Origin of the sequence: Streptomyces sp. CLV115, from assembly GCF_038448545.1 — a bacterium.
Taxonomy (GTDB): Bacteria; Actinomycetota; Actinomycetes; order Streptomycetales; family Streptomycetaceae; genus Streptomyces; species Streptomyces sanglieri.
The window spans coordinates 20,060-46,446 of record NZ_JBCEWQ010000038.1 but is presented as its reverse complement, the minus strand read 5'-3'; the positions used below and the strand labels follow the sequence as shown (position 1 = coordinate 46,446).

The window sequence follows — 26,387 nt, the reverse complement described above, 5'->3', positions numbered from 1 at the left end:
TCCGCCACCCTCCCCGTGCCGCGCTCCGGAAGTCTCATGCCCGCCCCCGCACAGAACCGTCCGGCCAGACGACCTCCACCCGGATTCCTCGTGCACGCGCGAAGGCGACCAGATGCGCGGTGGCGTCCCGGCCGTCCGACGGCGATCCGTCCCACACGGCGAGCACGGTCCGGCAGGTCGCCACCAGCCGTTCGTCGGCGCCGACACACGCGTTGCGGTCCGCCGGATCGAAAGGCAGCAGCCGTACGTGCTCGGCCAGCACCAGCAATTCGCCCGCGGCCGAACGGTCCCGCTCGGGCAGCACGGCGGGGACCGCGCCCTGGGCCGGCAACAGCACCGTCAGCTTCCGCCCGGCCTCCCGGGCGGCCCGTCCGAACACCAACGGCAGCCCCGCCCCGGCCCGTACCAGGGCGGCGGCACCTTCCGCCAAGCGGTCCAGCCGCCCCCTCAGTTCGGCTTCCACCAACTCCAGGGTTCTGTTGCCGAGGTCCCTGTGCCCGACGACTGCGATCACGATGTTTCCCTCCTCGCGCGCCCGCGGCATGCGATGCATCGCAGTGAACCCATCGGAGGCCATGCCCCGCTAGGGCCGATCGGCCCTGGTGGGGCGCGGTCACCGTCGAGGCAGAACTCCCGAGCGCCCCGGACCGGCATGAGGTCCGCATCGTCTTCGTCCCGGCCGCCGACATGGAGGTGTGCCGCGAAAGCCGGCCCGCCGTACGGAAGCACCACTCGGCCGACGTCCTGATCGCATCCGGCCGGCGCACTGCTGACGTTCCGTCGGCCGCACTGCCTCCCGCCGTCGTCGGCGCCGCCGGCCGTCCCCGCCGGCACCAAGACGCCCGCCGGGCCGTCGGGAGGACACCGCGGACCGATCCGCGTTGTCAGTGGCCCTCGCTACGCTCCCCTCATATCGCAGTTCAGGGGCTTCGTGGCCCTTGGTTCCGGCTGCGCTGGCATCTGATGGACAGGCGGAGGGGCACGGCTGATGGCGTGGCTGGCAGCGGGTGAGGGGTACGAGATCACCCTTGAGGACGGGCGTGTGGTCGCACGGCGGGTAGGGGGGCGGCAGTTGAAGACGCTGCCGAAGGCGTTGCGCGACAGCCCCGAGGTAGACCGGCTGAGGCAGCTGGCCGAGTGGCTGGACCGGCACGCGGCCTCGTGCGTGACTCAGGTGGATGCCTGGATGGTGTCGTCGCTTCCGGTTCCGACCGAGCTGATCGCGCGGGTGTGGCCGGACGGGGCGTGGCAGGCGGCGCTGCGCGACATGGCCGTTGTGGGCGACGACCCGGACGAGGTCGGCTTCCTGCGGGACGTCACCGGGGACGGGGAGCTCAAGGTGGTCGACCTCGACGGTGAGACCGTGCGGCTGTCGCCGCGCACGGTGACGCTTCCCCACCCCGTGCTCCTGCCGGACCTGGACGACGTACGGGACTTCGCGGCCGATCTCGGCATCACTCAGAAGGTGGAGCAGATCCACCGGGCGACCTGGACCAGGCCGGACGGTCCGGATGCCGGGCGCCCGGAGACGGCGACGGAGATACGGGACTACGCGGGCGGGAAGTTCGCCTCGCGGTTCGGCCTCGCGGCGCGCGCCACAGGCCTCGGCTACCGGGTGTCCGGTGGCTACGCCACGTGCAAGGTGCGCGACGGGGGCCGCAGCACGGAGGCGTCGGTGTGGATCGGCGAGCCGTACTGGGACGGGGAGTCGGAGACCGGTGGACTGAGTTGGCACGACGAGGACGGCCGCGCGGTGCGGCTGACCGAGGTCGGGCCGGTGGTCTGGTCCGAGGGGATGCGCATGGCCGCTGCGCTGTACGCCGGCCGCACGATCGAAGAGGGTGGGGACGCGTGACCGGGACGATTGAGAACGACAACAGGGAACTGCTCGCGGCGGGCGCGGTCCTCCCGGCCGACGCGCGGGGTGCGGGGCCCTCGGCGGTCGAGCTGACCGCGCGCGCCTATCGCCACGCGGTGCTCGGCGAGGACCGGGTCGTCGTGCGGCTGGCCGCGGCCGAACTGGGCCCCGCCGAGGATCTCGCCGCCGGCTTCCTCGGACTTGAGCCGCAGGGCGAGCCGGCCGTGGTCGGTCTCGGCCGGCGCCAGGAACTCGGCTTCCCCGAGTGGGTGCTGGTGCACCACCCCGAGGACGGGCACCACGCCCTGGCGGTCGTGCCGGAGCTGGACCGGCTGGCCCGGCAGGCCAGGACCAAGCCCAAGGCCGCCCTGGACGCCTGCCACGAGCTGGCCGGGCGGCTCGCCGCGGCCGTCCCCCACTTCCTGCCCGTCTTCTACGAGCAGGCCGCGCGGATCTTCCTCGGCGTCGAGAACAGCACGTACGCCGGCCAGTTGTTCGGCCGTGCCCGCACGAGCGAGGCGCAGTACGGGCTGACGGTCGACGAGGACCGGCTCGACGCCCTGTTCCTGGAGTTCGCCCTGGCCGGCGCGCTGCCGGTGAAGGTACTGACCGGGTACGGCAAGGACCTGTCGGCCCGGCTCGCGCCCGTCGAGGCGTACGAGCGGTTCCGGCGGCTGTGCGTGCGCCGGACCGCCGGCGGTCTCGCGCCGTCCGCCCAGGCCGCGGTGGAGCTGAAGCGGCTCGCCCGCGCCGCGGCCCTGTCCGGCAACGAGGCGGAGCAGGACTACCTCGCCGAGCTCCTTCCGCTGCCGGCCACCTTGCGCGCCGCCGCCGGTTGGTGGAAGTCGCACCGTGGCGCGCTGGTCGCACTGGCCCGCCGCGATCCGTCCGTGCGGGGCACGCTGCTGTCGATGACCCCGCCCGGGGACAACGGGGAGATGACCGAGCTGTGGCTGGGAATCATGGCGGAGTCGGGGGCCGACGCCGGTCTCGCGGACGCCGGCCTGCCGCAGGAGGAGCAGTGCTCCGACGGCGCGGCGGGCTGGCTGGAGCGCTTCCACCACGCTCGGCACCGCGGTTGGGGGCCGCGCCCGACGCCACCCGCTCTGCTGGAGCTGGTCGAGCGGGCGGCCGGCCGGCTGCGTGCCGACCTGGCGGCGCGGCCCGAGGGTGAGCGGTTCCTGCGGATCGGTGTCGAGGACGTGAACCTGCTGGACCTCCTGCTCTCGCTGGAGATCGCGGTCGCCGACCCCGAGGAGAAGTCCGCCCACCACCGGCAGGGCAACGCCCTGAGCCTGTCCGACTGGGCCCGCGGCGAGGAGCCGCGGGACCTGGTCGCGCTGGCGGCCGACCCTCGCTTCCGGCCCGCCTTCGGGCGCGGGGCGAACAGCTACAACAGCGCGTCCTCCGGTGCGGACGTGATGCGGCGGCTGGCCGCCTCGCCCGGCGGCCGCCCGATGCTCACCGAGTGGATGCGTGAGGTGGCCGCCTCGTCGGTGGCGGCCGGGCTGCCCGGACTTCCGCAGGCGATCGAGCGGCTTTCGTGGCTGCCCCCCGAGGCTCTCGCGCTCGCGCCGCAGGAGGTCGCGGCCGCAGCCGGTGCCGATCTCGGCGAGGCCCTGGCGCGCACGCTACGAGGCGGTCTGTGGGAGGAGCTGCGCTGGCCGGCGTGGGAGGAGGCACTCACGGAGCTGGCACCGGGCCACCACACCACCGAAGGACTGACGGTCGTCGAGGCCTGGCCGTATCTGATCGTGGCCAACGCGGCACAGGTGCGCGTCATCGACGCCGACTCCACCGTTCTCGTGCACGACCTGAGGCTCCCCACCACGTCCGTGTGGCGCACGGGCTTCCACTACGTGGACGGTGCGTTGCTGGTGTTCTGGAACACATACGGTCGCGGCGAGCCGCAAGGCTACTGGCACACCGCGCCCGACACGGTGTTCGCTCTCGCCGCCACCGGCGCCGGCTCCTGGGCCATGCGTTCGGACCACATCAGCCTGCAGCTGCCCGGCGGCGGCCGCACCACCGGCGGCGGGGTCCTCCACAGCGGCGACACGAAGCTGCCCGCGGAGCGCGCGCTGCTGTCCGACGGCACGTCGTACTGGGTGTGGCAGGACAGGGACGGGGAGGACAAGGGCGGCTGGCTCGAATACGACCCCGCGGGCGGTGCGTACGGCCGGCGCTCGCAGCCCGGCTTCCTCGCCGACGCGCTGCTGCGGCACGCCCCGGGGGCCGAGTTGGCGGCCGGCTCGTGCCGGCTGCGGCCCGCCCCGGCGGTGGCGGGTTCGGCCCAGGGGACGTCGGCGGACGGACTCCTCGGCTGGCGTGTCGTGCGGCTGTCCGACGGCAGCCACCACGGCGAGGACACCACCGGACGGGTCGTCACCCTTCCGAGTGGTGCCGACAGGCCGGTCGGTGCGCTGACATTCCCCGGCGACGACCGACCGCGGGCGCTGACCCAGCAGTGGCGTGAGCTGTTGCTGAACGACCCGGAGGGCACGGTCACGATGTCGGCCGAGTGCGACCACCGCAACGAGCTGTACGGGACCGCGGCTCAGGCCCTGCCGCCGCTGCCGTACCTGCACATGCTGCGCGCGCGAGATCCGCAGGGGTCGGCGGCGCTGCGGGACGCCGACGCGGAGCGGGCCGGCGTCCTGCTGAAGGCGGCTGTGCTCGCGGAGCGGGTGGCGGACCTGCCCGAGTTGGTGAGCGCCGCGCTGCCGCAGGTCTCGGCACCCGAGCTGGTCGCCGGCGTGGTGAAGGTGCTGCGCTTCGCGGTGCGGCAGCAGAAGGCCCTGGACGCCGTGGCGGCCCGGCTCGACCCCGCAGCCGAGCCCACGGCGGCCCGGGTGCAGGGACCGAGCGACCACGTGCTCGCCAAGGCGCTGCACGGCATCGTCAACACCGGCTACTACCGCTACGGCGCGGACACCGACGTGACCTTCCGATATCTGGAGACTCTGGCGTCCGTGCGCGCGGACACCGCCGCCACGGCGCTGCCGGGCCGGCTGCACTTCGATCTCCCGTCGCTGCCCTACTCGGGACTGCCGTTCGTCTCGCTTCTCGACGAGCCGGCCGCGATCGCCTACCGGGCCGTCGCGCCCGGCAGCGAACCGGCACACCGGGCGGCCCTGCTCGAAGTCCTCGGCCGGGTGGACGCGCTGGGGCTGGCCTCGACGGCGGCCTCGGCCGGTCACTGGCGCCGGGTCCTGGTCCGCCTGTCGACGCCTCACCTGCACACGCCGGACGGCCAGCGGCGCAACGTCACGCACCGCAGTGTGCTGCCGCTGGGCGGCGGTGCTCTGCTCGGCATCACCGAGCACAACTCCGGTGTCGACGACGGGTGGGAGTTCGGCGCGCTGCTCCACGATCCGAGCGGCTGTGCCGAGGTGCCCGGCCCCTACACCGTGAGCGGTGACGCGCCGGTGGGCGACCGGGTGCGCCGTGCCGACTGGCTGACCGGCTTCCTCGGGGAGGCGCAGTCCCGTGAGGCGGTGCCCTTCCTGCCGGAGGCCGCCGACGAGTTCAGCCGACTCACCGGTGTGTCCCGGGCGCTGGCCCGGATCGTTCTCGTGGGCATGCCCGACGTGGACAGCTGGGAGAACAACTTTCTGCCGACCGAGCTGCGCAAGACGCTCGGGCTGAAGGTGGCCGAGGCGGGACACGCCCGTGACGAGTTGCGCGCGCTTCCGGTCGAGGTACGCCGGGCGGTGCTCGCGGCGCTCCTGCCCGACGACCCGGCCCGGCTGTGGAGCGAGGGCCCGGACGTGGCGTCGGCGGCCGTCGTGTGGAACGAGAAGGTGGGACGGCGCCGGCAGGTGCCCGACTGGCTGGCGGCGGAGGCCGCGCGCGCCGCGGGCAGCGGCTGGCCCGTGCACCGGGCGCTCCCGGCACTGCTCGAACCGGCGTCGTCGCCGGAGCTCGGCGTCGACGTCCCGTGGCACATCGAGGGCGATCACCCGGCGACGGCGTCCCCCGCCGATGCGCCGTTCACCTCGGCGGTGCTGGTCGGCTCGATGAGCCTGATGGCCTGGCTGGCCCACCGGCTGCCCGCCGGCGACCCGGTACGGGCGGCGCTGCCGAGTGCGCTGACCGCCGTGCGGCAGCGTCTCGCGGCGCCCGAACTGCTGCTCTGCGCCGGGCACTACACGAGTCTCGCGGACTTCCGGAAGGTGGCCGGCGCCCCGACGGAGACGGCACCGGACCACGAGCGGTACGGTGCGGTGCTCATGGCTACGCAGGACGACCGGCCGCAGCCGGCCGTACGGCCCGCCCTGCTGGATTCCACCGGCTCCGACCCGTACCTGGTGGCACTGCGCGGCGCCGATCAGCAGCCGACCGGGGTCGAGACGGCCCTGCGGTGGGCGTACGACCCGGCGTTCGCACGGCTGCTGGCCGACCCGGGGGTGCCCGTGGCGGGCGCGGCGGACGACGAGGGCCTGTGGTGGCCGCAGGATCCGTCCCGTTCGGTGCCCGAGCGGGTGGCCGAGGTCGCCGAGGCGCACGGTCTGACCGCCGACGCGGCGACGCTGTACCTGATGCTGCTGGCCATGCCCGACCCGACGGACCGCAACACCGCGCGATGGACGGGGTGGAAGCCGGCTCGTCTCAAGGCGGCGCGGGCCGAACTGGCCGAGACCGACCTGGTGGTGTCGGGCGTACGGGCCCGGGCGGGACGCTCGCTGGTCCTGCCGGGCGCCTGGGCGGAGCAGTCGGCGCCCGTCCTGCCCGTCGAGCAGTGGAAGCTGCCGATGTACGGGGTGGCCACGGGCGGCCGGCCGGTGCTGGGCGCCCTGGTGCCGACCGAACCGGCCGCGGAGCTGTTCGCCCGGGCCTGGCAGCGGATCCTCGACGGCGACCTCCCGCGCTTCGAGGAGCTGAAGGTGCGGCGTACCAGGCGCCGCCGCTGAGGCGCCGCCGAACGGCACCTGAGCCGCCGCTGACCGGCCGCCCGTCGTCAGCACGGCGCGGCGCGCCCCTCCGGGTGCGCCGCGCCGGTCCCCGACCCGTAGGAACACCTGTCGAACCATGACGAAGGAAACCCGCATGACCGCCACCGAACAGACCGCACCCGTCCGGCAGGGCCAGCCGGCCGAGGAGCGCCACGCCGTCGAACTCGCCTTCCTCGCCGCCCAGGACCCCGGGCCGCGGCCGCCCGGCTGGGCGCTCACTCCTCGCGCGGTGGTCACGTTCGTCTGCGGCAGCGACGGCGTGGAGCTGGCCTTGCCAGGACGTCGCGCCGGTCTGCCGTCGAAGCTGGTGATCGCCCCGAAGTTCGTCGGCGAGCGCGCGCTGGTCGAACGCTGTGTGGTCACCCTCGCCGGAGAGCGCGGGCTGCTGCTCACCGGCGAGCCCGGCACTGCCAAGTCGATGCTGTCGGAGCTGCTCGCGGCCGCTGTCAGCGGGACCAGCGCCCTTACGGTGCAGGGCACGGCGGGCACCACCGAGGACGCGTTCCGCTACGGATGGAACTACGCCCTGCTGCTCGCCCAGGGCCCCACCCCGCAGGCCCTGGTGGACTCCCCGGTCCTCGCCGCCATGCGGGCCGGCCGGGTGGTGCGGGTCGAGGAGATCACCCGCTGTCTGCCCGAGGTCCAGGACGCCCTCGTCTCCATCCTGTCGGACCGGCGGATCACCGTACCCGAGCTGACCTCCACCGAGGACGCGGTCGTCCGCGCCGCCCCCGGCTTCACCGTCATCGCCACCGCCAACCTGCGCGACCGGGGCGTCTCCGAGATGTCGGCCGCGCTGAAGCGCCGATTCAACTTCGAGACCGTCGACCCGATCGCCGACGCCGACGCCGAGGCGGTCCTGATACGCCGCCAGGCCGTCGCCGCCGTACAGCGGGCGGGCGCGGCCTTCGCCGTCGATGACGCCGTCCTCGACGCCCTCGTCACCGTCTTCCGCGACCTGCGCTCCGGCCGCTCCGGCGAGGGCTGGGACGTGGAGCGGCCGGGAACGGTCATGTCCACCGCCGAGGCCGTCCAGGTGGCGGCGTCGCTGGGGGTCGCGGCCGCCTACCTGCCCCCCGCGGACGTGCTCGATCTGCTGCCGGGCCATCTGCTCGGTGTGGTCCGCAAGGACGACCCCGCCGACCACGCACGGCTGCTGGGCTACTGGGACGGCCCGGTGCGCCGCCGCGCCGAGAACGGCTCGGCGATGTGGCGCCGGCTCTGGGACCTGCGCGGGAGCCTGCGTTGACGACCGTCGATCCACGGACGGCCGTGGACGCACTGGCCGCGTCGCGTGAGCCGTTCCTGCTGGGAGTGCGCCACCACAGTCCGGCGCTGGCCGCCGTGGTACCCGCCCTGCTGGAAGAGGCGCGGGCCGAGGTGGTCTGCGTCGAGCTGCCGAGCGACTTCCAGCCCTGGCTGGAGCACCTGGCGGACCCCGAAACCGTCGCCCCGGTCGCCCTGGCCGGAGCGGGCGGGGGAGGACGGCTCTCGTTCTACCCGTTCGCGGACTTCTCACCGGAGCTCGCCGCGGTCCGCTGGGCCAGGAGCCGCGGGATGGAGGTCGTGTGCTGCGACCTTCCCCTCGGCGACCCGCGCTGGTCGTCGGGGGCACTCGGACCGGTGCGCGAGCATGACGGGAGTGAGGCGGTACGCCCGGAGGCCGGTGCGCCCCCGGGAGCCACGGGTGCGCTCGACGCCGGCCCCGACCCTGCTCCCGGCGACGGGACGTCGCGGGTGCGGCGCTCGTACGCCGAGGCGCTCGCCGCCGCCGGGACCGGACGGGACGGCGACGACTTGTGGGACCGCGCGGTGGAGGTGCTGGCTCCGGGGTGCGCCCCGGACGCGGTGCGCCGAGCCGCACTGGGCGTGGGCTGGGCCCTGCGCGCCGACGCTGCCGTACCCGTCGCCGACCTGGCGCGGGAGGAACGGATGCGGCAGGTGATCGCCTCTGCCTCGGCCGACGGGCGCCGGGTGGCAGCCGTGATCGGCGCCTTCCACGCACCCGCGCTTCTCACGTCCACGAACGCGGAGGCCGGGGCCGGGACAGCGGACGTTTTCGGCGCTGCGGAGCGGGCGGCCGTTCCGTCCGAGGCCGCCCCACGCGGGGCGGGGCCCCGCACGTGGGGGTCCGATACGGACACGGCAGCGGATTGGGCGGCAGGCAGGGCCGGGGGAGAGGGCGCCGAAGCGACCGACGGCTCGTCGGTGACCTCGCTCGTGCCGTACTCCTTCGACCTGCTCGACTCCCGGTCCGGCTACCCGGCTGGAATCCGCGACCCGTTGTGGCAGCAGGCGGTGCTCACCGCCGCCGGCGATCCGGAACGGATCCGGGAGGCGGCTGCCGACGCGGTGACCGGCCTGTGCCGCGAAATGCGCCGCAACGGTCACACCGCGGGGACCGGCGAAGGCGCCGAGACGCTGCGCCTGGCCTGCGACCTGGCCGCCCTGCGCGGACTGCCCGCGCCCGGACGCGGCGAACTCCTGGAGGCCGTCACCACTGTCCTCGGCCAGGGCGAACCGCTCGGCCGGGGCCGGGCCCTGGCCCGCGCGCTGGAGGCCGTGTTCGTCGGCACCGCACGCGGCCGGATCAGCCCGCACGCGCCCCGGTCCGGTCTCGGCCCCTCGGTCGAGACCGAACTCGCGGAACTGCGGCTGCCCCGACCGGACGACCCCGACCGCCGCGACCTGCGCCTCGACCCGCTCCGCTCACCGCTGGACGGCCGCCGCGAAGTGCTGCTCCAGCGGCTGCTGGTGATCGGCGCCTCGTACGGCGAACCGCTGGACGTGGCGGGCACGGGCGACGGCACCGCGCTCGGCACCAGGTGGCGTCTGACGTGGACGCCGTCCGTGCCCGCACGCCTCGACCTCGCGGGCGTGCGCGGGGTGACCGCGGCCCAGGCCGCCGCCGGTACGCTCGCCGCGACCGCGCGCCACGAGGCCGCCGAGGGCGGCCCAACCCCCGCCCAGATCCTCACCGGGCTGACCGCCGCCGCGCGCTGCGGCCTGCCCGAACTGGTCGACGCACGCCTGCACGAGGCCTCCGTCGTGCTGCCCGACAGCGCCGACCTGCCCGAGCTCCTCCAGGCCCTGGACCTGTTGGAGGGGCTGCGGCGCGGCCACTACCCCGACACCGTGCAGGACGCCCGCACGACGGCCGGCGCCCTCACGGAGGAACTCCTCGACGCCGCGGTCCGGGCACTGCCCGGCCTCGCCGGGAGCGACAGCGGAGCCGACGCCGGGGCGCTGGTGGCACTGGCGGACCGGACGGCCTCCCGTCATCTGGGCCTGCGACTGGACCGGGCGCTCGCCGAGCTGGCGGCCGAGGGCTCCCCGCTCATCCAGGGCGCGGCCCTGGCCGTACGCGTGCTGCTCGACCTGGACGACGCGGCCGCACTCGGCGAGCGTACGGCCGGCTGGATCGACGGGGCCACGGCTCCGGACACGCGCCGGGCGCTGGCGAAGCGTCTTGCCGGGCTGCTCACAGCCGCCGGGCCCCTGCTCCAGGCGTCGCCGGACGCGCTCGTCGCACTCATGGACCGGATCGACTCGCTGACCGACCAGGACTTCCTCGACCGGCTCCCGGCCCTGCGCGGCGGCTTCGACACGCTGACCCCGGCCGCGCGCGACAGGCTGCTCATCACCGTGACGGAGCGGCTCGGCGACCGGCTCGACCTGTCACTCGACGCCCCGCCGGAGCTGCTCGCCCTGTGGGCGGCGGCCGACGCGGCCGGATCGGCAGCGCTGAAGGCCCTGGGCCTGCCGGCCGCGGACACCGACTCAGGAACGGACCCGGGCTCGGCCGGCATTCCCCGCCCCGTACCCCCACCCGCAGCGGACAGCGCCGCCGCGGACCGACGGCTCGGCCGTGCCGACCGCTGGCGGCTGCTGCTCGGCCGCCACAAGGAACGGCTCACCCACGACGCACGCCGCTACGCCCACGCCCTGGACGAGCTCTACGGCCGCGGGCGCGGCGAAGGCGCCCAGGACCTGGCCGGCGGCGCACCGGGTCAAGGCGGCGGTCAGGACCCGTCCTTCCCCACCGCGCGGGAGTGGGCACAGGAACTGGAGGCCCTCTTCGGCACCGACGTACGCGAGGAGGTCCTCGCGGAGGCCGCCGACGCGGGCCGCACCGACGTGCTCGCGCAGCTCGATCCGGCGTCGGTGCGCCCGTCGGTGGAACTGCTCGGTTCGGTGCTGTCCCTGGCGGGAGGCATGCCCGAGGCCCAACTCGCCCGGCTGCGTCCGCTGGTGAAGCGGCTCGTCGACGAGCTGTCCCGGGAGCTGGCCACCCGCCTGCGCCCGGCGCTCACCGGTCTGGCCACCCCGCGCCCGACGCGACGGCCCGGCGGGCGCCTCGACCTCGCCCGTACCCTGCGGGCCAATCTCGCCCACACCCGGCGGACCGAGGACGGTCGGCTCGTCGTCGTACCGGAGCGCCCGCTGTTCACCACGAGGGCGAGCAAGGAGGCGGACTGGCGCCTGGTCCTCGTCGTCGACGTCTCCGGCTCGATGGAGGCATCGGTGATCTGGTCGGCGCTGACGGCCGCGGTCCTCGGCGGGGTTCCGACCTTGTCCACGCACTTCCTGGCCTTCTCCACGCAGGTGATCGACCTGACCGACCGGGTCGAGGATCCGCTGTCGCTGCTGCTGGAAGTCAGGGTCGGCGGCGGTACGCACATCGCGGCCGGTCTCGCGCACGCGCGTTCGCTGATCACAGTGCCGAGCCGCACGCTGGTCGTCGTGGTCAGCGACTTCGAGGAGGGCGCACCGCTCGGCGGGCTGCTGGGCGAGGTGCGTGCCCTGGCGTCCTGCGGCGCCCACCTGCTGGGCTGCGCGGCACTCGACGACACCGGCACACCGCGCTACTCGGTGTCCGTGGCGCGCCAACTCGTCGCGGCCGGTATGCCGGTGGCCGCTCTCAGCCCGCTCGAACTCGCCCGCTGGGTGGGCGACCGCCTCCGTGGAGAACCCCGTTGAGCACCGAACTCCTGCCGCCCGTCGCCCCCGACGTCCTCGCCGATGCCGTGGAGCAGCTCAGCGCACGGCTGCGCAAGAAACTCGACGCGGCGATCTCTGGCTGCGCCGGCCAGGCCTCCGCCACGGCCGTCGGGACGGTCGAGGTCCACTTCGGCGAGGACGCCACGGTCACACTGCGCCCGGGCCCGTCCGGCACGGTCACGAACCCGGCACAGGCCGTGTGCACCTGCCTGTTGGCCCCGCGCTGCCTGCACCGGGCCGCGGCCCTGGGTGCGGCGCCCATCGCCGACGGGGAGGACGACGTGGGCGGTGAGGACGACTCAGGTACGGGTGGGGCCGCAGGCCCGGGCACAACCTCCGACACGGGTGCGGGCCCCGAGGAGCCCGCACCCCACACCCCCGCCACCGACGTTGCGGCCACGGTGGTCGAGCCGGCCGCCCTCACCGAGGCGCAGGTCCAGGCCGCCACGGCGCTGTGGGACGCCGCCGCCGAAGCCCTGTCCGCCGGTGTCACGGCGGGCGGCGCCGTGGTGCAGGCCGAGCTGCTCCGCGCCGCCCACACCGCGCGGCTGGCCGGGCTGCCGCGGGCCGAAGCCGCTGCGCTGCGAGTTGTACGGAGCCTGAGGGCCGCGCGGGAGCGGAGCCAGGGACAGAGTCTCGCCGACCTCACCGGAGCCTTCCGTGAGCTGCTGGCCGGCGCCGCCCTCCTCGCCTCCGGGGCGGCCGACACGGAGGCGGCCGGCTCCGCGCGCCGGGTCTACGAACAGGGCGGCAGCCTGCGGGTGTACGGCCTGTGCCGGGAGCCGGTGCTCTCCGCGACGGGGTACGGCGGAGTGACCACGCACCTGGTCGGTTCGGACGGCGCCGGTTACACGGTGTCCGACGTGCGCCCCGGCGGCCTCGCCCGTGTGAAGGGCGCGGGGTCCGCGTCCGTGGCGCTCGGCGGTGCCGTCCTCGACCACGCCGGGCTGGCACGCGGAGGTCTGCGGATCGTCGGCGCGACCGTCTCCGCGGACGGACGGCTCGGGGCGGGGCGGGGGGTCGGCGCGACACCGATGCGCGGGGTGGACTGGTCCGAGGAACCTGCCGCCGCCCTCTTCGCCCGACCGGTGCGGGAGGCGATGGCCGCTGTGCTCGCCGACGGCGCGCCCGGAGCGGGCGCGCCCGGCAGGACAGCGCCGAGTCTGCTGGGCTGCGACGTCGAGGTGATCGGTGCGGCCGGCGACTCTGCCGTCGTCCGCGTCGCCGGTGAGGGACCGCTGCTGCGGCTCCGCCCCGCACACCCCCACCCGGAGTTGCCGCACGCCGCCAACCTGCGCCGGATCGCCGAACACCCCGGGCTCGCCCTGCGGGTGCTCGGCCGTCCCGACCTGGACCGGGCGGCGACACTCCGGCCGCTGGCGGTCGGGCCGGTGCCGGGAGTGTCCGCCACGCTGCGGCTGCCGGACGCGTGGAAGGGCCGTGCCGACCTGGGCTACGACCGGCTCCAGGGCGAGCACTTCCCCCGCGAGACGGCAGGACCCGCGGCCTGCGGGCCGGTCACCGCAGGCCCCGACCCGCTGGCGGAGGCACCGCTGTGGCGTGTCCGTCGCCTGCTGGAGACGGGCGTCGCGGGCGGTCGCCGTGCCGTGGCCGAGGCGGGCCGCGGGACGGACGCGGCCTCGCTCTCCGCCCGCCTGACCCGGGCGGAACTCGGCGTAGCGGCCCTCCTCGCACAGGCCCTGACAACGGAGGCGGGCCGCCGCCCCCGCGACACCTTCGGCCGCCTGACCGACCCCTCGGCCGACGCCTACGCGAGGGCCTGGCTCGCCTCGGCCGTGCACCTGGCCGCTGCGGAACGCTCGCTGGTGGCCGCGTCCTGGTCGTGACCCACCACTGAGCCCACCGGGCCGCCTGGGCCGCCCGGTGGGCTCAGGCGGCCCCGGACCCCAGTTCTTCTGGCGCTCCGTACCGCCACGGGTGGCGGCCTGTCTGCGGACTCTTCCACCGAGCCGCTCCCGAACCGCCGGTCTCTGCTACCCGTGTTCGGCACCCTGGACGCGTCGAGGGGTGGCGCCACGGCCCGGCACGGCCCGGTTCGGCATAGATGTCACCCACGGGGGAGACACTCGCTCCGCGACCGCGACTACGATCGTGGCGGCGGTCCGGACAGCGAATCCCCGGTTCGGCTCTGTCGAGCAGTGGTGGGTGCTGGCACACATTCCGTGACGACGATCACCGGGATTCCTCGATGACAGTGCTTCGTGCCCGGACTGTGAGCTTCCCCCGGATCATGTGCACAGCTGCTACGAGCGCCGGTTGGCCGATACCACGGTCGGCGACCAACCGGTTGTGATCGGGCTGACCGTCCGATGGGCACGGGCCTTTCATCGGCTGTGATCGCTGATCCGGTGGGGGAGTTGGGGCCGGTCCGGCAGGCCCGCAGGGATGCCGGACTACGCGACCGACCAGGTCGGCGAGCGGTTGGAGCGGGCGCGAAGTGCAGGCTGGTCTTCGTTGACCGGCTCCTGGCCGAACTCGTTCATCCGAGGCATGGCGTCACCCACGACGTACTGGCCTGCTGGTCTCAGGTTGACCGGTCAACCGTCACCCGTGCGGTCGGCGGGGTCCGGCCTCAGCTCGCCGACCGCGGCTGTCGCATCGAGGGCGGTCTACGACTTCGCACGCCCGCCGATGTGATCACCCACCTCGGCGCCGACGGCCAAACCGCGCTGCTGGACGCCACCGACATCAGGGTCCGCCGCCCGGGAACACACCGCGGCGGACGCAGCCGGTTCATCTCCGGCTGGAGCCGCATCAACGCGATGAAGGCCCTCGTCGTCACCGATGAGATCGGACGCCTGCTGTTCTGCGGCGAAGTCCGGGCCGGATCAGTTGCCGACACCTCCCGAGCCCGTGCCGCCGGCCCGGCCGACGGCGGCGGTTCGGCCGGTGGAATCCGTGAGGTTGTGGGTGTGCCGGGCGATCGACCCGGCGAGATTCGCGAACAGCAGGATGACGGGTGCGCCGAGGTGGCCGAGCCACTCCGGACGGCGGACGGTGAGGGCGACGCCTTCTGCCATGCCGGCCTTCGCCGGATCAGGCCGGATCGTCTGGTCGCAACCGCTCCCCGGACGCTTCCCGGTGCATCCTTGCGGCGAGGGCCAGGAAGACCGACAGATTCTCGACCATCTCCATGGGGAGCCTGGCCCACGGCTTTCCGTCGCCGAGCCGATGGATCTCCAGCCAGCCCTGTTTCACCGTGACCCGGTCGACCTCGCGCCAGTCGAGCCGGTGGTCGAGGTACCCGACCCCGGCTTGATCGAGGTGGGCTCCGAAGAAGTCGAGCCGTTCGCCCGCCTGCAGCCGGTCCCTGTCCTGCGGCAGCCGTACGCGCGTGAATGTTTTGTCCAGTTCGTCGATGAACCGTGCGACTCCCTTGTACGCGTCGGTCACCGTGATCTCGGAGCCCTCACGGGGACGCACCCAGAGTTCGTGCGTGGTGACGCTGGTGATTCCGTTCGTCACTTTGGTGCTGCTCCGCCGAATGCCGTTGATCTCGTCCCACGAGTACGCCTCCGGCACGTGCCCGGCGACCTCCCGAACGATGCCGTGCTGGTAGTGACCTACCCAGACCTGCGCCTGCCGTCTCGTGAGCGCGAGGAAGAGGAAGTACCCGGCTGCGGCGACTATGGCGGTCCCCAAGACGAGTAGCGGCAGCCCGTAGTACCAGGCGCCGTGACTCCGCCGGCCCTCCGCTGCGGTCGAAATCCCCAGCCAGAGCACCGGCAGTCCGATCAGTGCCGGCAGCAGCACCAAGATCCATGGAAAGCGCTTGGGCTCGGTCCACACCAGCCCCTGGCGCGAGCCGAGTTCGAACTCCCGCGCGACTCTGCGCATGGAGGGCGGAACAGGAGTGGAACCATGATCCGACACAACCCCCCCAGGGCCAGACAGTTGAGGGCCATTGTCGGGGAGAAGAGCCCTTACGGGAAGAGCGCCCTTGGACCGTACAAGTCATCTTTGACGGGCGGCGGAAGAAGCGCCGCGCCGCGGCCTTGTCCCGCAGAGAACGGCGGCCGCAGCGCTCTCGCCGAAATCGCCCTCCGCGAGCCCGCTCACCCCGTGCAGCCCCCTTGCCACGGCAGCCCCGACGGAAACAGATATGGGGCTGTACGTGGTGCCCCGGGCGCCCTCAAGCACTGTGACACCCGCTCGGGTGCATACCTCGTGCAGGTTCCAGCCCAGGTGTCCAGGCTTGACCTCGCAATATGTCTCCTCATGAAGGTGAAAGAACATGCCGACGTTTGTCGCCCTGCTGAGCTGGACCGATCAGGGGATCCGAAACTACAAGGACACCGCGAAACGCGCCGAGATCTTCGGCGCAGCAGTACAGAAGCTCGGCGCGAGGCTCCTGAGTATCTACTGGACTGTCGGTCCGTACGACCTCGTGGCGATCGTCGAGGCGCCCGACGACGAAACTGCCACGGCGGCACTCCTGCAGCTCGACGGGGTGGGCAACGTCCGTTCCACGACACTGCGGGCGTTCGGCCGAGAAGAGATGGAGCACATCATCGCCAAGACGGCTGGCTGACAACGGTGGATCTACCGGGCCCTGGTGATGTGAGGTTGGGCAGGGCATTTGTTGAGCGTGGGGCCGGTGCGCCACGCGCCGGCGTCGTACCGATCAGCACCCGCACGAGATGACCGCGCCCCTGGCCGGCGTCTCCAGCTCGGTCGCCGAGACGTGCGGCGGCAGGCGCGCGCCGCGCTGCGGTGGAGGATTCGGCCGCAGCAGTTCCGCGCGGGTTCCGGTTGCGTAGCGGACCTCGCCGACCAGGCAGGAGTACCCAGAGTGCTCCGGGTCATCTCCAGTGCCTGTGCGCCGCGTCCGACGACAGCTGCGGGCGTCGGCCGGTGCTTCGCGTCCAGTCCCAGGTCCTCCAGCATGGCGCGGCGCTCGCCGTACGGCAGCCCGGCCGGGCCGCGGCCGTCCAGGTGCACCGCATCGAACAGCACGAGATGCGCCGGCACCAACTGGGCTGTCAGGGCTGCCTCGGCCGCCGATGCAAGGCCCATGGGGGACTGCAGCCGCTCGAAGTCACAGCGCTCCTCGACGTCGAGTGCGACGATCTCGCCGTTCAGGGCCGCGGACCTGCCGAGCACGGCCCGGAGCCCGGCGAGCTCCGGGTAGGGGGCGCTGGTGTCCGCCCCGGACCGGGACCGCTGGCCCCTGGTCCCGTCGCCCGGCATGTAGACCATGGCCCGGTGCCCGTCGTTCTCAGGACTGTGCGGTGTCTCACGAGACACCGCACAGCCGGCGCCCTGGGTCAGTTGCCGCAGGCGCAGTTGGTCGTGGCCGGAACTTGTTCGGAGAGCTCGCCGGCGCAGCATGCGTCATCGCCTGCGCCGGCCTGGGCGCTCTTGCCAAGGGTGTCGGCGTCGGCCTTGACGACGTACACCTCCCACGGTTCCTGGCCGGGACCGTGGACCCAGACCTTGTCCTGCAGGGCGTAGCAGCAGGAGGTGTCGTTCTCCTCGAACGTCGCCAGGCCCGCGTCCTTGAGGCGGCCGGTGGCCGCAGTGACCTGGTCGGCGGACTCGACCTCGACGCCAAGGTGGTCCAGGCGGGTGTCCTGCCCCGGCTCGCCCTCGATGAGGACGAGCTTGAGCGGAGGTTCGGTGATGGCGAAGTTGGCGTAGCCCTCGCGCCGTTTGGCCGGTTCGGTGCCGAACAGCTTCGAGTAGAAGGTGATCGACGCCTCCAGGTCGCTGACACGCAGGGCGAGCTGAGCGCGGGACATGGCGGTACTCCCATTCGATTGCATTGACATCTGTCGATGCAACGTTGCGCCCTGAATTGAGGGGTGTCAATATAGAAGCATGTCGAATCACGAACTTGTGGTGTTGGGGCGGGGCGGCGAGGCCGACGCGTGCTGCCCCGGGCTGCTGTCTGCCCCGCTGGACGAGGAACAAGCCGTTGACCTGGCGAAAGTCTTCAAGGCGCTTGGTGACCCGGTGCGCTTGCGGCTGTTGTCGATGATCGCTTCGCAGGCGGGCGGTGAGGTCTGCGTGTGCGACCTGACTCCGGCCTTCGACCTCTCCCAGCCAACCATCTCGCACCATCTCAAGCTGCTGCGGCAAGCCGGTCTGATCGACTGCGAGCGCCGTGGCACGTGGGTCTACTACTGGCTGCTGCCGGAGATGACCGACCGCATCGCGGGCATCCTGACCCGTCCCGCCGGCACTCCGCTGCCCGGTCGGGGCGAGACGGCCGGTGCTGCCTCGTGAGCGCTGCCGCACCTGAACGGAGCGTGACCCGGCGGCTGTCGTTCCTGGACCGCTATCTGGCCTTGTGGATCCTCGCCGCGATGGCCGTGGGCCTCGGCCTGGGGCGCCTGGTCCCTGGGCTCGGGGACGCGTTGGCCACCGTGACGGTGAGCGGGGTATCCCTGCCGATCGCGCTGGGCCTGCTTGTGATGATGTACCCGGTGCTGGCCAAGGTCCGTTACGACCGGCTCGACACCGTGACCCGCGACCGGCGCCTGCTGCTGCTCTCGCTGCTGCTGAACTGGATCATCGGCCCGGCCCTGATGTTCGCGCTGGCCTGGCTGTTCCTGTCGGACCTGCCCGAGTACCGCACCGGCCTGATCATCGTCGGACTGGCCCGCTGTATCGCCATGGTCATCATCTGGAACGACCTGGCCTGCGGACACCGGGAAGCGGCCGCTGTTTTGGTCGCGCTCAACTCGGTGTTCCAGGTGATCGCGTTCTCCGCGCTCGGCTGGTTCTACCTCCGGGTACTGCCCGGCTGGCTCGGCCTGGAACAGACCGGACTCGACGTGTCCGTGTGGGAGATCGCCCGCAGCGTCCTGATCTTCCTCGGGATCCCGCTCGCGGCCGGTTACCTGACCCGCCGCCTCGGTGAGAAGACCAAGGGCCGCGCCTGGTACGAGGCGAAGTTGATCCCGCGCATCGGCCCGTTCGCCCTGTACGGGCTGCTGTTCACGATCGTCGTCCTCTTCGCCCTCCAGGGCGACGCCATCACCGGCCGGCCGCTGGACGTGGCCCGTATCGCGCTGCCGCTGCTGGTCTACTTCGCGCTCATGTGGGCCGGATCGATGCTGCTGGGCAAGGCCGTCGGCCTCGACTACCCGCGTACCACCACGCTCGCCTTCACCGCCGCAGGCAACAACTTCGAGCTGGCCATCGCCGTGGCCATCGCCACCTTCGGCGCCTCCTCAGGACAGGCACTCGCCGGGGTCGTCGGCCCGCTCATCGAAGTGCCCGTACTGATCGGCCTGGTCTACGTGGCCCTGTATGCGCGCCGCTATTTCACAACCCCAACTGCCCCCGCACCGCAGGAAGAGCCCACCCGTGCCTGACACCCCGCAGCAACCATCAGTGCTGTTCGTCTGCGTCCACAACGCCGGGCGCTCACAGATGGCGGCCGCCTTCCTCACCCACCTCGCCGGGGACCGCGTCCAGGTCCGGTCCGCCGGGTCCGCCCCGGCGGACACGGTCAATCCGGCCGTGGTCGAGGCGCTCGGTGAGGTCGGCATCGACATCTCCGCCGAGGTGCCCAAGGTCCTCACCGTGGAAGCCGTCCAGGCCTCCGACGTCGTCATCACCATGGGCTGCGGCGACACCTGTCCCGTCTTCCCGGGCAAGCGCTACCTCGACTGGCAACTCTCCGACCCGGCGGGCCAAGGCATCGGCGCCGTCCGCCCCATCCGCGACGAGATCGAACAACGCATCCGCGCCCTGATCGACGACATCGCACCGACGGCCCGCGCATGACCGGCACCCAGGACGGTCGCATTGAACCACTGCGGCCCGAGCATGCCGTCGATGCCCACTGCGAAGTCGAGGGCATAGCGCCGTGGCGGCGACGGCCAGGTCCGTCCAGCGCTGGGTGACGACTCTGTCGGACCGTGCGGACAGCACGACGGTCTCGTCAGTGTGGCGCAGCACTGTTCTGTGGCCGTCCTTCTCCAGGCACCGGATCATGGCGGCAACTTCGCCCGGCTCTCCCCGCTCAAGCACAAGCATCTCAACGCGCTTGGCTGCTACAGCTTCGCCCCCCGGCGTCCCGGCCGCCGGCGCTCTGCGCCCGCTGCGCGACCCGGCCGCGGGCGGGCTGGACGAGGGCGACGAGACGGTCTGAGCACAGTCCCCGACGGTCGGATTCTCAGGCTCTCAGCGGGGGTTCCTGCGCATGCACCAGGTGCGGGGACCGTTGTCGGGAGCTGGACGTCGGCGGTGACCTGGAAGCCGAGGCGTTCGTAGAACCGCACGTTCGCCTCGCTGGAGGTCTCCAGGAACGCCGGACACTCGGCGCGCCCGGCCTCCTGGATGCCGGGAATCAGTACGGCGCTGCCGAGGCCCTTGCCCTGGGCCTCGGGGGAGGTGGCCACGGTCTCCAGGAACCATCCCGGCTCCTTGGGCCTGTGCGGGGCCATGACCGCGTCCGCCGCCTGAGAAACGGCGGCCCGGTCGCCGCTGAGTTCGCCGAGAATCGGCCCGAGTCCGGCGAAGGCCCGAGCGAGAGTATCGACCGCCGTGGGAACGTCGGCGTCGGTGATGGGACGTACGGAAGGAGCGTTCTGGTGCTGTGCCATGTCACCGAACGAGCTTGACAGCAGGCCACTGCCCCGACAACGCATTCGACCGGGCCGGGCAGGCCCCGCACTCGCCCATTGCGGGCACGGCTCGCGGTGCCGATGCCGCAGCGAGCGCTGTGCCCCGGCACCGGTCGGGCCGGGACTCGGGGTGTGGCATTCAGGAGGGGGTGCACGCCTCGGCGAGCGAGACGCTGTTCTCGTAGAGGTGATGCCGGGTGATCCGGCCCTTCTCGACGGTGAGGCGCAGCGCGAAGGGGCCCTCGAAGTGCTTCCCCGTTGCTCGTACAGTTCCCGAGTAGTGGCCCATCAGGACGGCGTCGGTGCCGTCGACGAGGAACGTGTCGGCGAAGGCCCGTGCGTCCTCGGCCACCGTGTGCTCGGCCAGCTCGGTGAACTGTGCGGCGCATTCGGCTCCGGTGGAGCGTGGCCGGATCCACGGGACGGCAGGGTTCTCGGCGAGGAGCCAGTCGACGTCGTCCGCGAAGAGTGCGACGAGCCGCTCGACGTCCCCGGCCGTCCGGGCGGCGAGGAACTCCTGGACGACATGGCGAGTGGTGTCGGCGACGGAACTCGCCTTGGTGTCAGAGGACTTGATGGGCATGGTTGCTCCTCGGGCCTGGGTGCCGGAACCCTCGTCGGGGATCTCGTTGACGTGCACCACGCTGCCGCAACAGGGGAGCGTGGTCGATTACGTCAGTGGTAATGGACGGGGGGAAAGGCAGAAACAAGCCCGCGGAGGTGTGTGCCGGACACAGAGACGTTTGCCGCGACAACGGGACACCGCCCCGACTGCCCCCGAGGAAGGCGGCAGAGCAGATGGGCGTTCCGCCGCCCCGGCCTGACCCCGCACACGCATCCGTAACGGTGACCGAGGCCAGGACCGCATGCATCGTTCTCGTTCCGGGAGATCAGCGGTGAGGCGGCCCAGGGCCAGAGCGGCTCCGCTCGCGGCGCGGAGGCCGGGGCGCGACGCCTCGCACATCCCAACCCCGCGCCGACCTGTCGCAAGCAGGATGTGGCTCGGTCGAGGTACGCGTATGCGTCCGGGGCACCCGGGATCGGGCAGGTGACCCTGATCACCGCCCGTCCGTCGTGCCGGTCCCGTCCGGTGGCCGTACGGGCCTCCGCCTCCCTGGCAGCCCCGACTGCACCGGACTTGACCGACACCAGACCGGCACATCGCACCCCGGTGGTGGCGGGAAATGATCTTTCGGGTCTGTGTAGGCGGACGTAGTCTTCAGCACGCCGTACTGGATCTTGGTGAGGAGAGAAAAAGTGCGTTTGTCCATGAGGGCCGCAGCGGTTGGTGGTGCGTCCACGGTCGCACTTCTGTTTGCAGCGGTCTCCCCTGTGAACGCTGCCGAAGCAGGAACCGCTGTTCCTGGTGTCGCGGCTGCCGGCTGCTACATCCAGAATGTGTCAAGCGGTGTTCTGACCGTGCGCAGCGGTCCTGGAACCAAGTACACGAGCATCGGGACGATTGCAGCGGGTGGACGGCTGCCCTGCGGCGTTGACAAGGACACCGTGACGACAGGCCAGAGCTATACCTCCTGTGGCGGGGGGAACGGCTGGATGACAGTGAAGATCAACGGCCGGGACGGGTGGGTCGCCGAAGAGTGTGTAGGCATTGGCTGGGGGTGACCTGTCATGACGTCGGCGCCCGCCTGCTTCTCCCCGGGCGCCGGTCCGGGCTCCACCACGCCGCCCCGCGGTGCGGAGTGGTGGAGCTCGCAGGTCAGGGCTAGCGGCTGATCCTGACGGGGGCACCGGTCCGACTGCCGCGTACCCGGGCACCGAGAGCCGGCAGTCGGTCTCGATCCGGAGGAATTCTAAGACCGGCCGCGCAGGGTGGGGAGGTAGGCCGGTGCCTTGCGGACCGGGGTGGCCCTCTCCAAGGCGTACGCGTAGCTGAGCAGGTTCGCGTCGCTGTAGCGCGTTCCGAGGAAAGAGACGCCCAGCGGCAGCGTGTCCCGTGCGTAGCCGGCGGGCACGGTGATGTGGGGATAGCCGGCCACTGCGGAGTTGCGGGTGGAACTCTCGAAGGGGGTGGGGTCCAGCGCTTCGACGGCAGGAGCGGGGATGCCGGTGGGGGTGACGATGGCATCAAGCCGGTGCTCGGCGAGAACGCCGTCGATGGCCTGACGGGCCTGACGGGTCGCGGCGCTGCGGTGCTGACGGTAGGCCGGTGCGTTGACATCTCCGTCGGTCTTGTCGGCCATCTCGAAGAGTTCCTGGCCGAACTTCGGCATTTCGACGGTGGAGTTCCGCTTGTTGAACGCGATGAGCTCGGTGAGGTTCTTGGGGTGGGGGCCCGGGGTGGCGGCCAGGTAGGCGTTGAGGTCGTGCTTGAACTCGGTCAGCACGGCGGGAAGCATGTCCTTCTGCATCATGTCTTTGGAGTCGGCCACGTCCGCGCCCTCGACGACGGTTGCGCCGAGCGCTCGGAGCCGCTGGACAGCCGCGTCGAAGACACGGTCCACGTCCGGGTCGATGCCGACGTGTCCCTTGCGCCACACGCCGATGCGCTTGCCGCGCAGCGCGTTCGGGTCGAGCACCTCGCGGTAGTCGGAGGGGAGGGCGGTGTCGGCGTCGGAGGTAGCCGTGTCGGCGGTGTCCGATCCGTGGATGGCCCAGAGCGCCAGGGCGGCGTCCGTCGTGTTGCGGGCGATCGGGCCGGCGGTGTCGTGGCGGCTGGTGATAGGGATCATGCCGCTGCGGCTGACCATGCCGAGGGTGGGCTTGACACCGACGGTGGAGGTGACACTCGCGGGGCACACGATGGAGCCGTCGGTCTCGGAGCCGATGGTCACAGCGGCCAGGGTGGCCGCGGCGGCGACCGCGGAGCCGCTGGACGATCCGCAGGGGCTCCGGTCGAGTACGTAGGGATTACGCGTCTGGCCGCCAGTGGCACTCCATCCGGCCGTCTGCTCGGGGGACCTGAAGTTGGCCCATTCCGACATGTTGGTCTTGCCCAGGATCACCGCACCCGCCTCGCGCAGTTTCTTCACCAGGAAGGCGTCCTGCGCCGGCCTGGAGCGCAGCAGGGCCGTGGAGCCGGCGGTGGTGGGCTGGCGGTCCGCAGTGTCGATGTTGTCCTTGATGAGAACGGGGATGCCTTCCAGGGGCCCCCGCACCTCACCGGTGCGGCGCAGCTCGTCGCTCTTGCGTGCAAGGTCCAGTGCGTCCGGGTTCACGGTGACGACGGCATTGAGTCGGGGGTTGAGGCGACGGATCCGGTCAAGGTATGCCTGGGTCAGTTCTTTGGACGTCAGCCGCTTGCCCTTCATGTCCTCCTGAAGTTCCAGGATCGTGGCGCGGTCCAGCCGCTCGTCCCATCGTCCGTCGCGCTTCCCGTCGTTCTTCGGAGCGTACGGGGCTGCTCCGCCCGTCGAGGTGGCGGAGGCGGCCGGTCGCGGTCCGTCGTCCGGTGTGCAGGCCGCCAGCGGAACGAGCAGGCAGGCTGCCGATACGGCGATCACCGTGTGCCGTCGCGTGGTTCGAGTGAGCGAGCGCATCAGTTGCTTCTCCATAGAGGTAAGGGAAAGAAGGACCTGTGTCCGTACAAAAGAGCCTATGAACGGCGTCATTTCGGAACGACAGGGATGGCTCCCCGTTCGGGAGTGGTGCGGACTACACCTCCTGAGGTGGTGTCCGTTTTCCGCACCACGCATGAGGAGGGGGTGTCCGGCTGGCTGCCGGACACCCCCTCCTCATGCGCTCGCGCCGCTACGGGTCACTTCTTGCCGCCGGCCAGCCACAGTCCCAGAGCCGATCCGACGAAGACGACGCCGGTGCCGACTCCGGCCAGGACCCTCGTGGTGCCGGTGTAGTGGGCGAAGGTGCTGACGTAGACCGCCGCCACCGTGGAGACGAAGAGCAGCAGCCAGAGCACGGGCTTCATCAGGGGTTCCTCCTGTTGTGCGCCCCCGGCGGCCCGGTGGGCGGCAGGGGAGGGATCCTTACGCCATTCACCTTCTCCCTGCGCCCCCGGTCGGCACATCGGACCGTCCCCCCGAACCTGAGGTGTAGCCTGCTACACCCTGCGGCGACGGACGCGTCGCCGCACGGGACGGCCGTCCGCGACGCAGGTCAGGCGTTCAGGTAGGCAAGCACCGCGAGGACCCGGCGGTGACCGCTGTCGCTCGGCGGCAGGTTCAGCTTGGCGAGGATGCTGCCGATGTGCTTGCTGACGGAACGTTCGGTGATGAACAGGGTCGTGGCGATCGTGGGATTGTCCAGGCCCTGCGCCATCAGCCCGAGAACCTCCCGTTCCCGGGGGGACAGCGCGTCGAGCGGGTCCCGGCGGCTCATCAGCTGGGAGACGACCTCGGGGTCCAGCGCCGTTCCGCCCGCAGCCACGCGCTCCAGCGCGTCCTGGAACTCTTCGATGTGTCCCACACGGTCCTTGAGCAGGTAGCCGATCCCCGAGGCGCCCTGTCCGAGAAGTTCGGCGGCGTAGCTCTCCTCGACGTACTGGGAGAGCACCAGGAGCGGCAGGCCGGGAATGAGTTTCCGGGCCTCGATGGCAGCACGCAGCCCCTCGTCGCGGAATCCGGGCGGTAGCCGGACGTCGAGGACTGCCACGTCCGGCCGGTGTTCGAGCAGGGTGGGAACAATCTCGGGCCCGCTTCCCACGACGGCCACGATCTCGTGCCCGACATCCTCCAGGAGCAGAATCAGGCCCTCGCGGAGAAGGACGTTGTCCTCCGCGATCACGATCCGCACGGCAGCACCACCTCAATCGTTGTTCCGGAACCGACAGGACTGTCAATTCTCGTCGTACCGTCCAGGGCGGCGACCCGTCGGCGTACCCCGGCGAGCCCGCTGCCCGAGGTGGAGCCGGGTGCGGCCCCGCCGCGTCCGTCGTCCCGCACGACGACGCGCAGCGTGGGGCCGTCGTACCGGAGCGACACCTGGGCACGGCTCGCGTCGCTGTGCCGGGCGATGTTGGTCAGCGCCTCGGCGACCACGAAGTAGGCGGCTGCCTCGACGGCGGCCGGGGGGCGGTGGTCGGTCTCGGGCAGATCCAGGGTGGTGGGGATCGGCCGGCCCGCGGCCAGGGAGCGGATGGCTCCGTTCAGCCCCCGGTCGGAAAGGATCGGCGGGTGGATGCCGCGGATGACGGTGCGCAGTTGGACAAGTGCTTCGTCCACGGTGGCTCTGGCCTCAAGCACCATTTTCCTGGAACTCTGGGGGTCCTTGTCGAACCGGCGGTCGGCCAGGGCCAGGCGCATGGCCACCGCCACGAGTTGTGCCTGGGTGCCGTCGTGGAGGTCGCGTTCGATCCGTCGGAGTTCCGCCTCGTGGGCCTGGAGGGCTCCCGCGCGCGAGGCGGTCAGTTCCTCGATCCGCCGGCCGGCGCCGGTCCAAGTGCCGAGCATGATCTCTGCGATCCAGGTCTCCAGCCTCACAGCGGCGGGGGCCAGCCACAAGAAGAGGGCAGTGAAGAGCCAGGCACACACCGCGGACAGGACGATCGCCTGCATCCAGGTGGTGAGGGGGGCCGCAAGGAGGGTGAGGGTTCCGCCGGGAACGGTCCACCACCACAACGGGATGGAGATCGTCAGCAGCAGACTGAGCAGCACTCCCAGGACGAGGGCGGGAAGGACGAGCCCCACGACGCCGTGAACCAGCATCCATGCCGTGTCCTTGCGGGTACCCGGGAACCGCAGCAGCTGGAGCGACCGCTGGTAGGCATTGCCTTCGGGTGTCGGGTAGGGCCGGCGCACGAGGCGGCCGAGAATGCGTTCGGCGCGTCGGCGTTCGGCATCGGTCAAGGCGCGCAACGGCTGCACCGCCCAGGGCAGGATCGGTGCGAAGATCAACGTGAAGCAGACAAGCGGCAACAGAAAGTAACCAGCCAGCGAAGGCAGGGCGGTAGCAAGTCCGCCCAGCAAATACCGCGTGGATCGTAGGCTGTGGAGTGCTCTTGCCTTCAGGTCCATGGAGCAAGACGGTACTTCACGAGTGTTCCCTTGTCATAAGTGCGCG

19 protein-coding genes and 2 pseudogenes are annotated in these 26,387 nt (G+C 72.0%); 10 read left to right on the top strand and 11 right to left on the bottom strand.

Features of this window, described 5'->3' with window-relative positions; all coding sequences use genetic code 11:
* Positions 1-34 precede the first annotated feature (34 nt).
* Positions 35-514, bottom strand: a complete 480-nt coding sequence (locus AADR41_RS15970; RefSeq protein WP_342282052.1) for a hypothetical protein — start codon at positions 512-514, stop codon at positions 35-37.
* A 474-nt stretch (positions 515-988) separates the two neighbouring features.
* Between AADR41_RS15970 and AADR41_RS15965 the strand changes: the two genes are divergently transcribed.
* The 6 genes and pseudogenes from AADR41_RS15965 to AADR41_RS15940 all read left to right on the top strand — a co-directional run.
* On the top strand, positions 989-1,855 hold the full coding sequence (locus tag AADR41_RS15965; RefSeq protein ID WP_342282051.1) for a DUF4132 domain-containing protein: 867 nt from the start codon (positions 989-991) through the stop codon (positions 1,853-1,855).
* On the top strand, positions 1,852-6,771 hold the full coding sequence (locus AADR41_RS15960; protein ID WP_342282050.1) for a DNA-binding protein: 4,920 nt from the start codon (positions 1,852-1,854) through the stop codon (positions 6,769-6,771). Before AADR41_RS15965 ends, AADR41_RS15960 begins: the two co-directional genes overlap by 4 nt.
* Positions 6,772-6,907: 136 nt before the next feature.
* Positions 6,908-8,062: an ATP-binding protein gene (locus AADR41_RS15955; protein ID WP_342282049.1), complete on the top strand. Its 1,155-nt coding sequence runs from the start codon at positions 6,908-6,910 to the stop codon at positions 8,060-8,062.
* Positions 8,059-11,793: a vWA domain-containing protein gene (locus tag AADR41_RS15950; RefSeq protein WP_342282048.1), complete on the top strand. Its 3,735-nt coding sequence runs from the start codon at positions 8,059-8,061 to the stop codon at positions 11,791-11,793. The genes AADR41_RS15955 and AADR41_RS15950 overlap by 4 nt, the downstream gene beginning before the upstream one ends.
* Positions 11,790-13,661: a hypothetical protein gene (locus tag AADR41_RS15945; RefSeq protein ID WP_342282047.1), complete on the top strand. Its 1,872-nt coding sequence runs from the start codon at positions 11,790-11,792 to the stop codon at positions 13,659-13,661. The genes AADR41_RS15950 and AADR41_RS15945 overlap by 4 nt, the downstream gene beginning before the upstream one ends.
* 483 nt (positions 13,662-14,144) lie before the next feature.
* Positions 14,145-14,417, top strand: a pseudogene (locus AADR41_RS15940) (helix-turn-helix domain-containing protein); the annotation flags it as partial.
* Between the two features lie 246 nt (positions 14,418-14,663).
* Here the strand turns inward: AADR41_RS15940 and AADR41_RS15935 are convergent.
* Complete coding sequence (locus AADR41_RS15935; RefSeq protein WP_342282067.1) at positions 14,664-14,855, bottom strand: hypothetical protein; 192 nt, start codon at positions 14,853-14,855, stop codon at positions 14,664-14,666.
* 16 nt (positions 14,856-14,871) lie between these two features.
* The gene (locus AADR41_RS15930) at positions 14,872-15,672 is read right to left on the bottom strand and encodes a DUF6585 family protein (protein ID WP_342282046.1); all 801 of its coding nucleotides are present in this window, start codon (positions 15,670-15,672) and stop codon (positions 14,872-14,874) included.
* Between the two features lie 397 nt (positions 15,673-16,069).
* Here AADR41_RS15930 and AADR41_RS15925 point away from each other — a divergent pair, with 397 nt between their 5' ends.
* Positions 16,070-16,366, top strand: a complete 297-nt coding sequence (locus AADR41_RS15925) for a GYD domain-containing protein (protein WP_342282045.1) — start codon at positions 16,070-16,072, stop codon at positions 16,364-16,366.
* Positions 16,367-16,377: 11 nt separating this feature from the next.
* On the opposite strand, the gene AADR41_RS15920 is transcribed toward AADR41_RS15925, so the two are convergent.
* The gene (locus AADR41_RS15920; protein WP_342282044.1) at positions 16,378-17,082 is read right to left on the bottom strand and encodes an ATP-dependent DNA ligase; all 705 of its coding nucleotides are present in this window, start codon (positions 17,080-17,082) and stop codon (positions 16,378-16,380) included.
* 20 nt (positions 17,083-17,102) lie between these two features.
* On the bottom strand, positions 17,103-17,576 hold the full coding sequence (locus AADR41_RS15915; RefSeq protein WP_342282043.1) for an ArsI/CadI family heavy metal resistance metalloenzyme: 474 nt from the start codon (positions 17,574-17,576) through the stop codon (positions 17,103-17,105).
* Positions 17,577-17,655: 79 nt separating this feature from the next.
* Between AADR41_RS15915 and AADR41_RS15910 the strand changes: the two genes are divergently transcribed.
* From AADR41_RS15910 to AADR41_RS15900, 3 genes are read left to right on the top strand one after another with little or no spacing between them, the layout of a single operon-like run.
* Positions 17,656-18,063 (top strand): ArsR/SmtB family transcription factor, encoded by a 408-nt coding sequence (locus AADR41_RS15910; protein ID WP_342282042.1) that lies wholly within the window; start codon positions 17,656-17,658, stop codon positions 18,061-18,063.
* Positions 18,060-19,157 (top strand): ACR3 family arsenite efflux transporter, encoded by a 1,098-nt coding sequence (arsB, locus tag AADR41_RS15905; RefSeq protein ID WP_342282041.1) that lies wholly within the window; start codon positions 18,060-18,062, stop codon positions 19,155-19,157. Before AADR41_RS15910 ends, arsB begins: the two co-directional genes overlap by 4 nt.
* The gene (locus AADR41_RS15900; RefSeq protein WP_342282040.1) at positions 19,150-19,572 is read left to right on the top strand and encodes an arsenate reductase ArsC; all 423 of its coding nucleotides are present in this window, start codon (positions 19,150-19,152) and stop codon (positions 19,570-19,572) included. Before arsB ends, AADR41_RS15900 begins: the two co-directional genes overlap by 8 nt.
* Before the next feature lie 524 nt (positions 19,573-20,096).
* On the opposite strand, the pseudogene AADR41_RS15895 reads toward AADR41_RS15900, so the two are convergent.
* From AADR41_RS15895 to AADR41_RS15870, 6 genes and pseudogenes are all read right to left on the bottom strand, one after another.
* Positions 20,097-20,234, bottom strand: a pseudogene (locus tag AADR41_RS15895) (GNAT family N-acetyltransferase); the annotation flags it as partial.
* 319 nt (positions 20,235-20,553) lie between these two features.
* Positions 20,554-20,997, bottom strand: a complete 444-nt coding sequence (locus tag AADR41_RS15890; protein ID WP_342282039.1) for a nuclear transport factor 2 family protein — start codon at positions 20,995-20,997, stop codon at positions 20,554-20,556.
* A gap of 1,228 nt (positions 20,998-22,225) precedes the next feature.
* The gene (locus AADR41_RS15885; RefSeq protein WP_342282038.1) at positions 22,226-23,926 is read right to left on the bottom strand and encodes an amidase; all 1,701 of its coding nucleotides are present in this window, start codon (positions 23,924-23,926) and stop codon (positions 22,226-22,228) included.
* A gap of 203 nt (positions 23,927-24,129) precedes the next feature.
* On the bottom strand, positions 24,130-24,297 hold the full coding sequence (locus AADR41_RS15880) for a hypothetical protein (RefSeq protein ID WP_342282037.1): 168 nt from the start codon (positions 24,295-24,297) through the stop codon (positions 24,130-24,132).
* 188 nt (positions 24,298-24,485) lie between these two features.
* Positions 24,486-25,121 carry a response regulator transcription factor gene (locus AADR41_RS15875; protein WP_259928450.1) on the bottom strand — a complete coding sequence of 212 codons (636 nt, stop codon included), beginning with the start codon at positions 25,119-25,121 and terminating at the stop codon, positions 24,486-24,488.
* Positions 25,109-26,341 (bottom strand): sensor histidine kinase, encoded by a 1,233-nt coding sequence (locus tag AADR41_RS15870; RefSeq protein ID WP_342282036.1) that lies wholly within the window; start codon positions 26,339-26,341, stop codon positions 25,109-25,111. Before AADR41_RS15870 ends, AADR41_RS15875 begins: the two co-directional genes overlap by 13 nt.
* Positions 26,342-26,387 lie beyond the last annotated feature (46 nt).

Coding starts and splice junctions, on each gene's coding strand:
- AADR41_RS15880 (WP_342282037.1), bottom strand. CDS start 24,297: ATGAAGCCCGTGCTCTGGCTGCTGCTCTTCGTCTCCACGGTGGCGGCG.
- AADR41_RS15915 (WP_342282043.1), bottom strand. CDS start 17,576: ATGTCCCGCGCTCAGCTCGCCCTGCGTGTCAGCGACCTGGAGGCGTCG.
- AADR41_RS15930 (WP_342282046.1), bottom strand. CDS start 15,672: ATGCGCAGAGTCGCGCGGGAGTTCGAACTCGGCTCGCGCCAGGGGCTG.
- AADR41_RS15910 (WP_342282042.1), top strand. CDS start 17,656: ATGTCGAATCACGAACTTGTGGTGTTGGGGCGGGGCGGCGAGGCCGAC.
- AADR41_RS15965 (WP_342282051.1), top strand. CDS start 989: ATGGCGTGGCTGGCAGCGGGTGAGGGGTACGAGATCACCCTTGAGGAC.
- AADR41_RS15890 (WP_342282039.1), bottom strand. CDS start 20,997: ATGCCCATCAAGTCCTCTGACACCAAGGCGAGTTCCGTCGCCGACACC.
- AADR41_RS15885 (WP_342282038.1), bottom strand. CDS start 23,926: ATGGAGAAGCAACTGATGCGCTCGCTCACTCGAACCACGCGACGGCAC.
- AADR41_RS15870 (WP_342282036.1), bottom strand. CDS start 26,341: ATGGACCTGAAGGCAAGAGCACTCCACAGCCTACGATCCACGCGGTAT.
- AADR41_RS15955 (WP_342282049.1), top strand. CDS start 6,908: ATGACCGCCACCGAACAGACCGCACCCGTCCGGCAGGGCCAGCCGGCC.
- AADR41_RS15935 (WP_342282067.1), bottom strand. CDS start 14,855: ATGGCAGAAGGCGTCGCCCTCACCGTCCGCCGTCCGGAGTGGCTCGGC.
- AADR41_RS15925 (WP_342282045.1), top strand. CDS start 16,070: ATGCCGACGTTTGTCGCCCTGCTGAGCTGGACCGATCAGGGGATCCGA.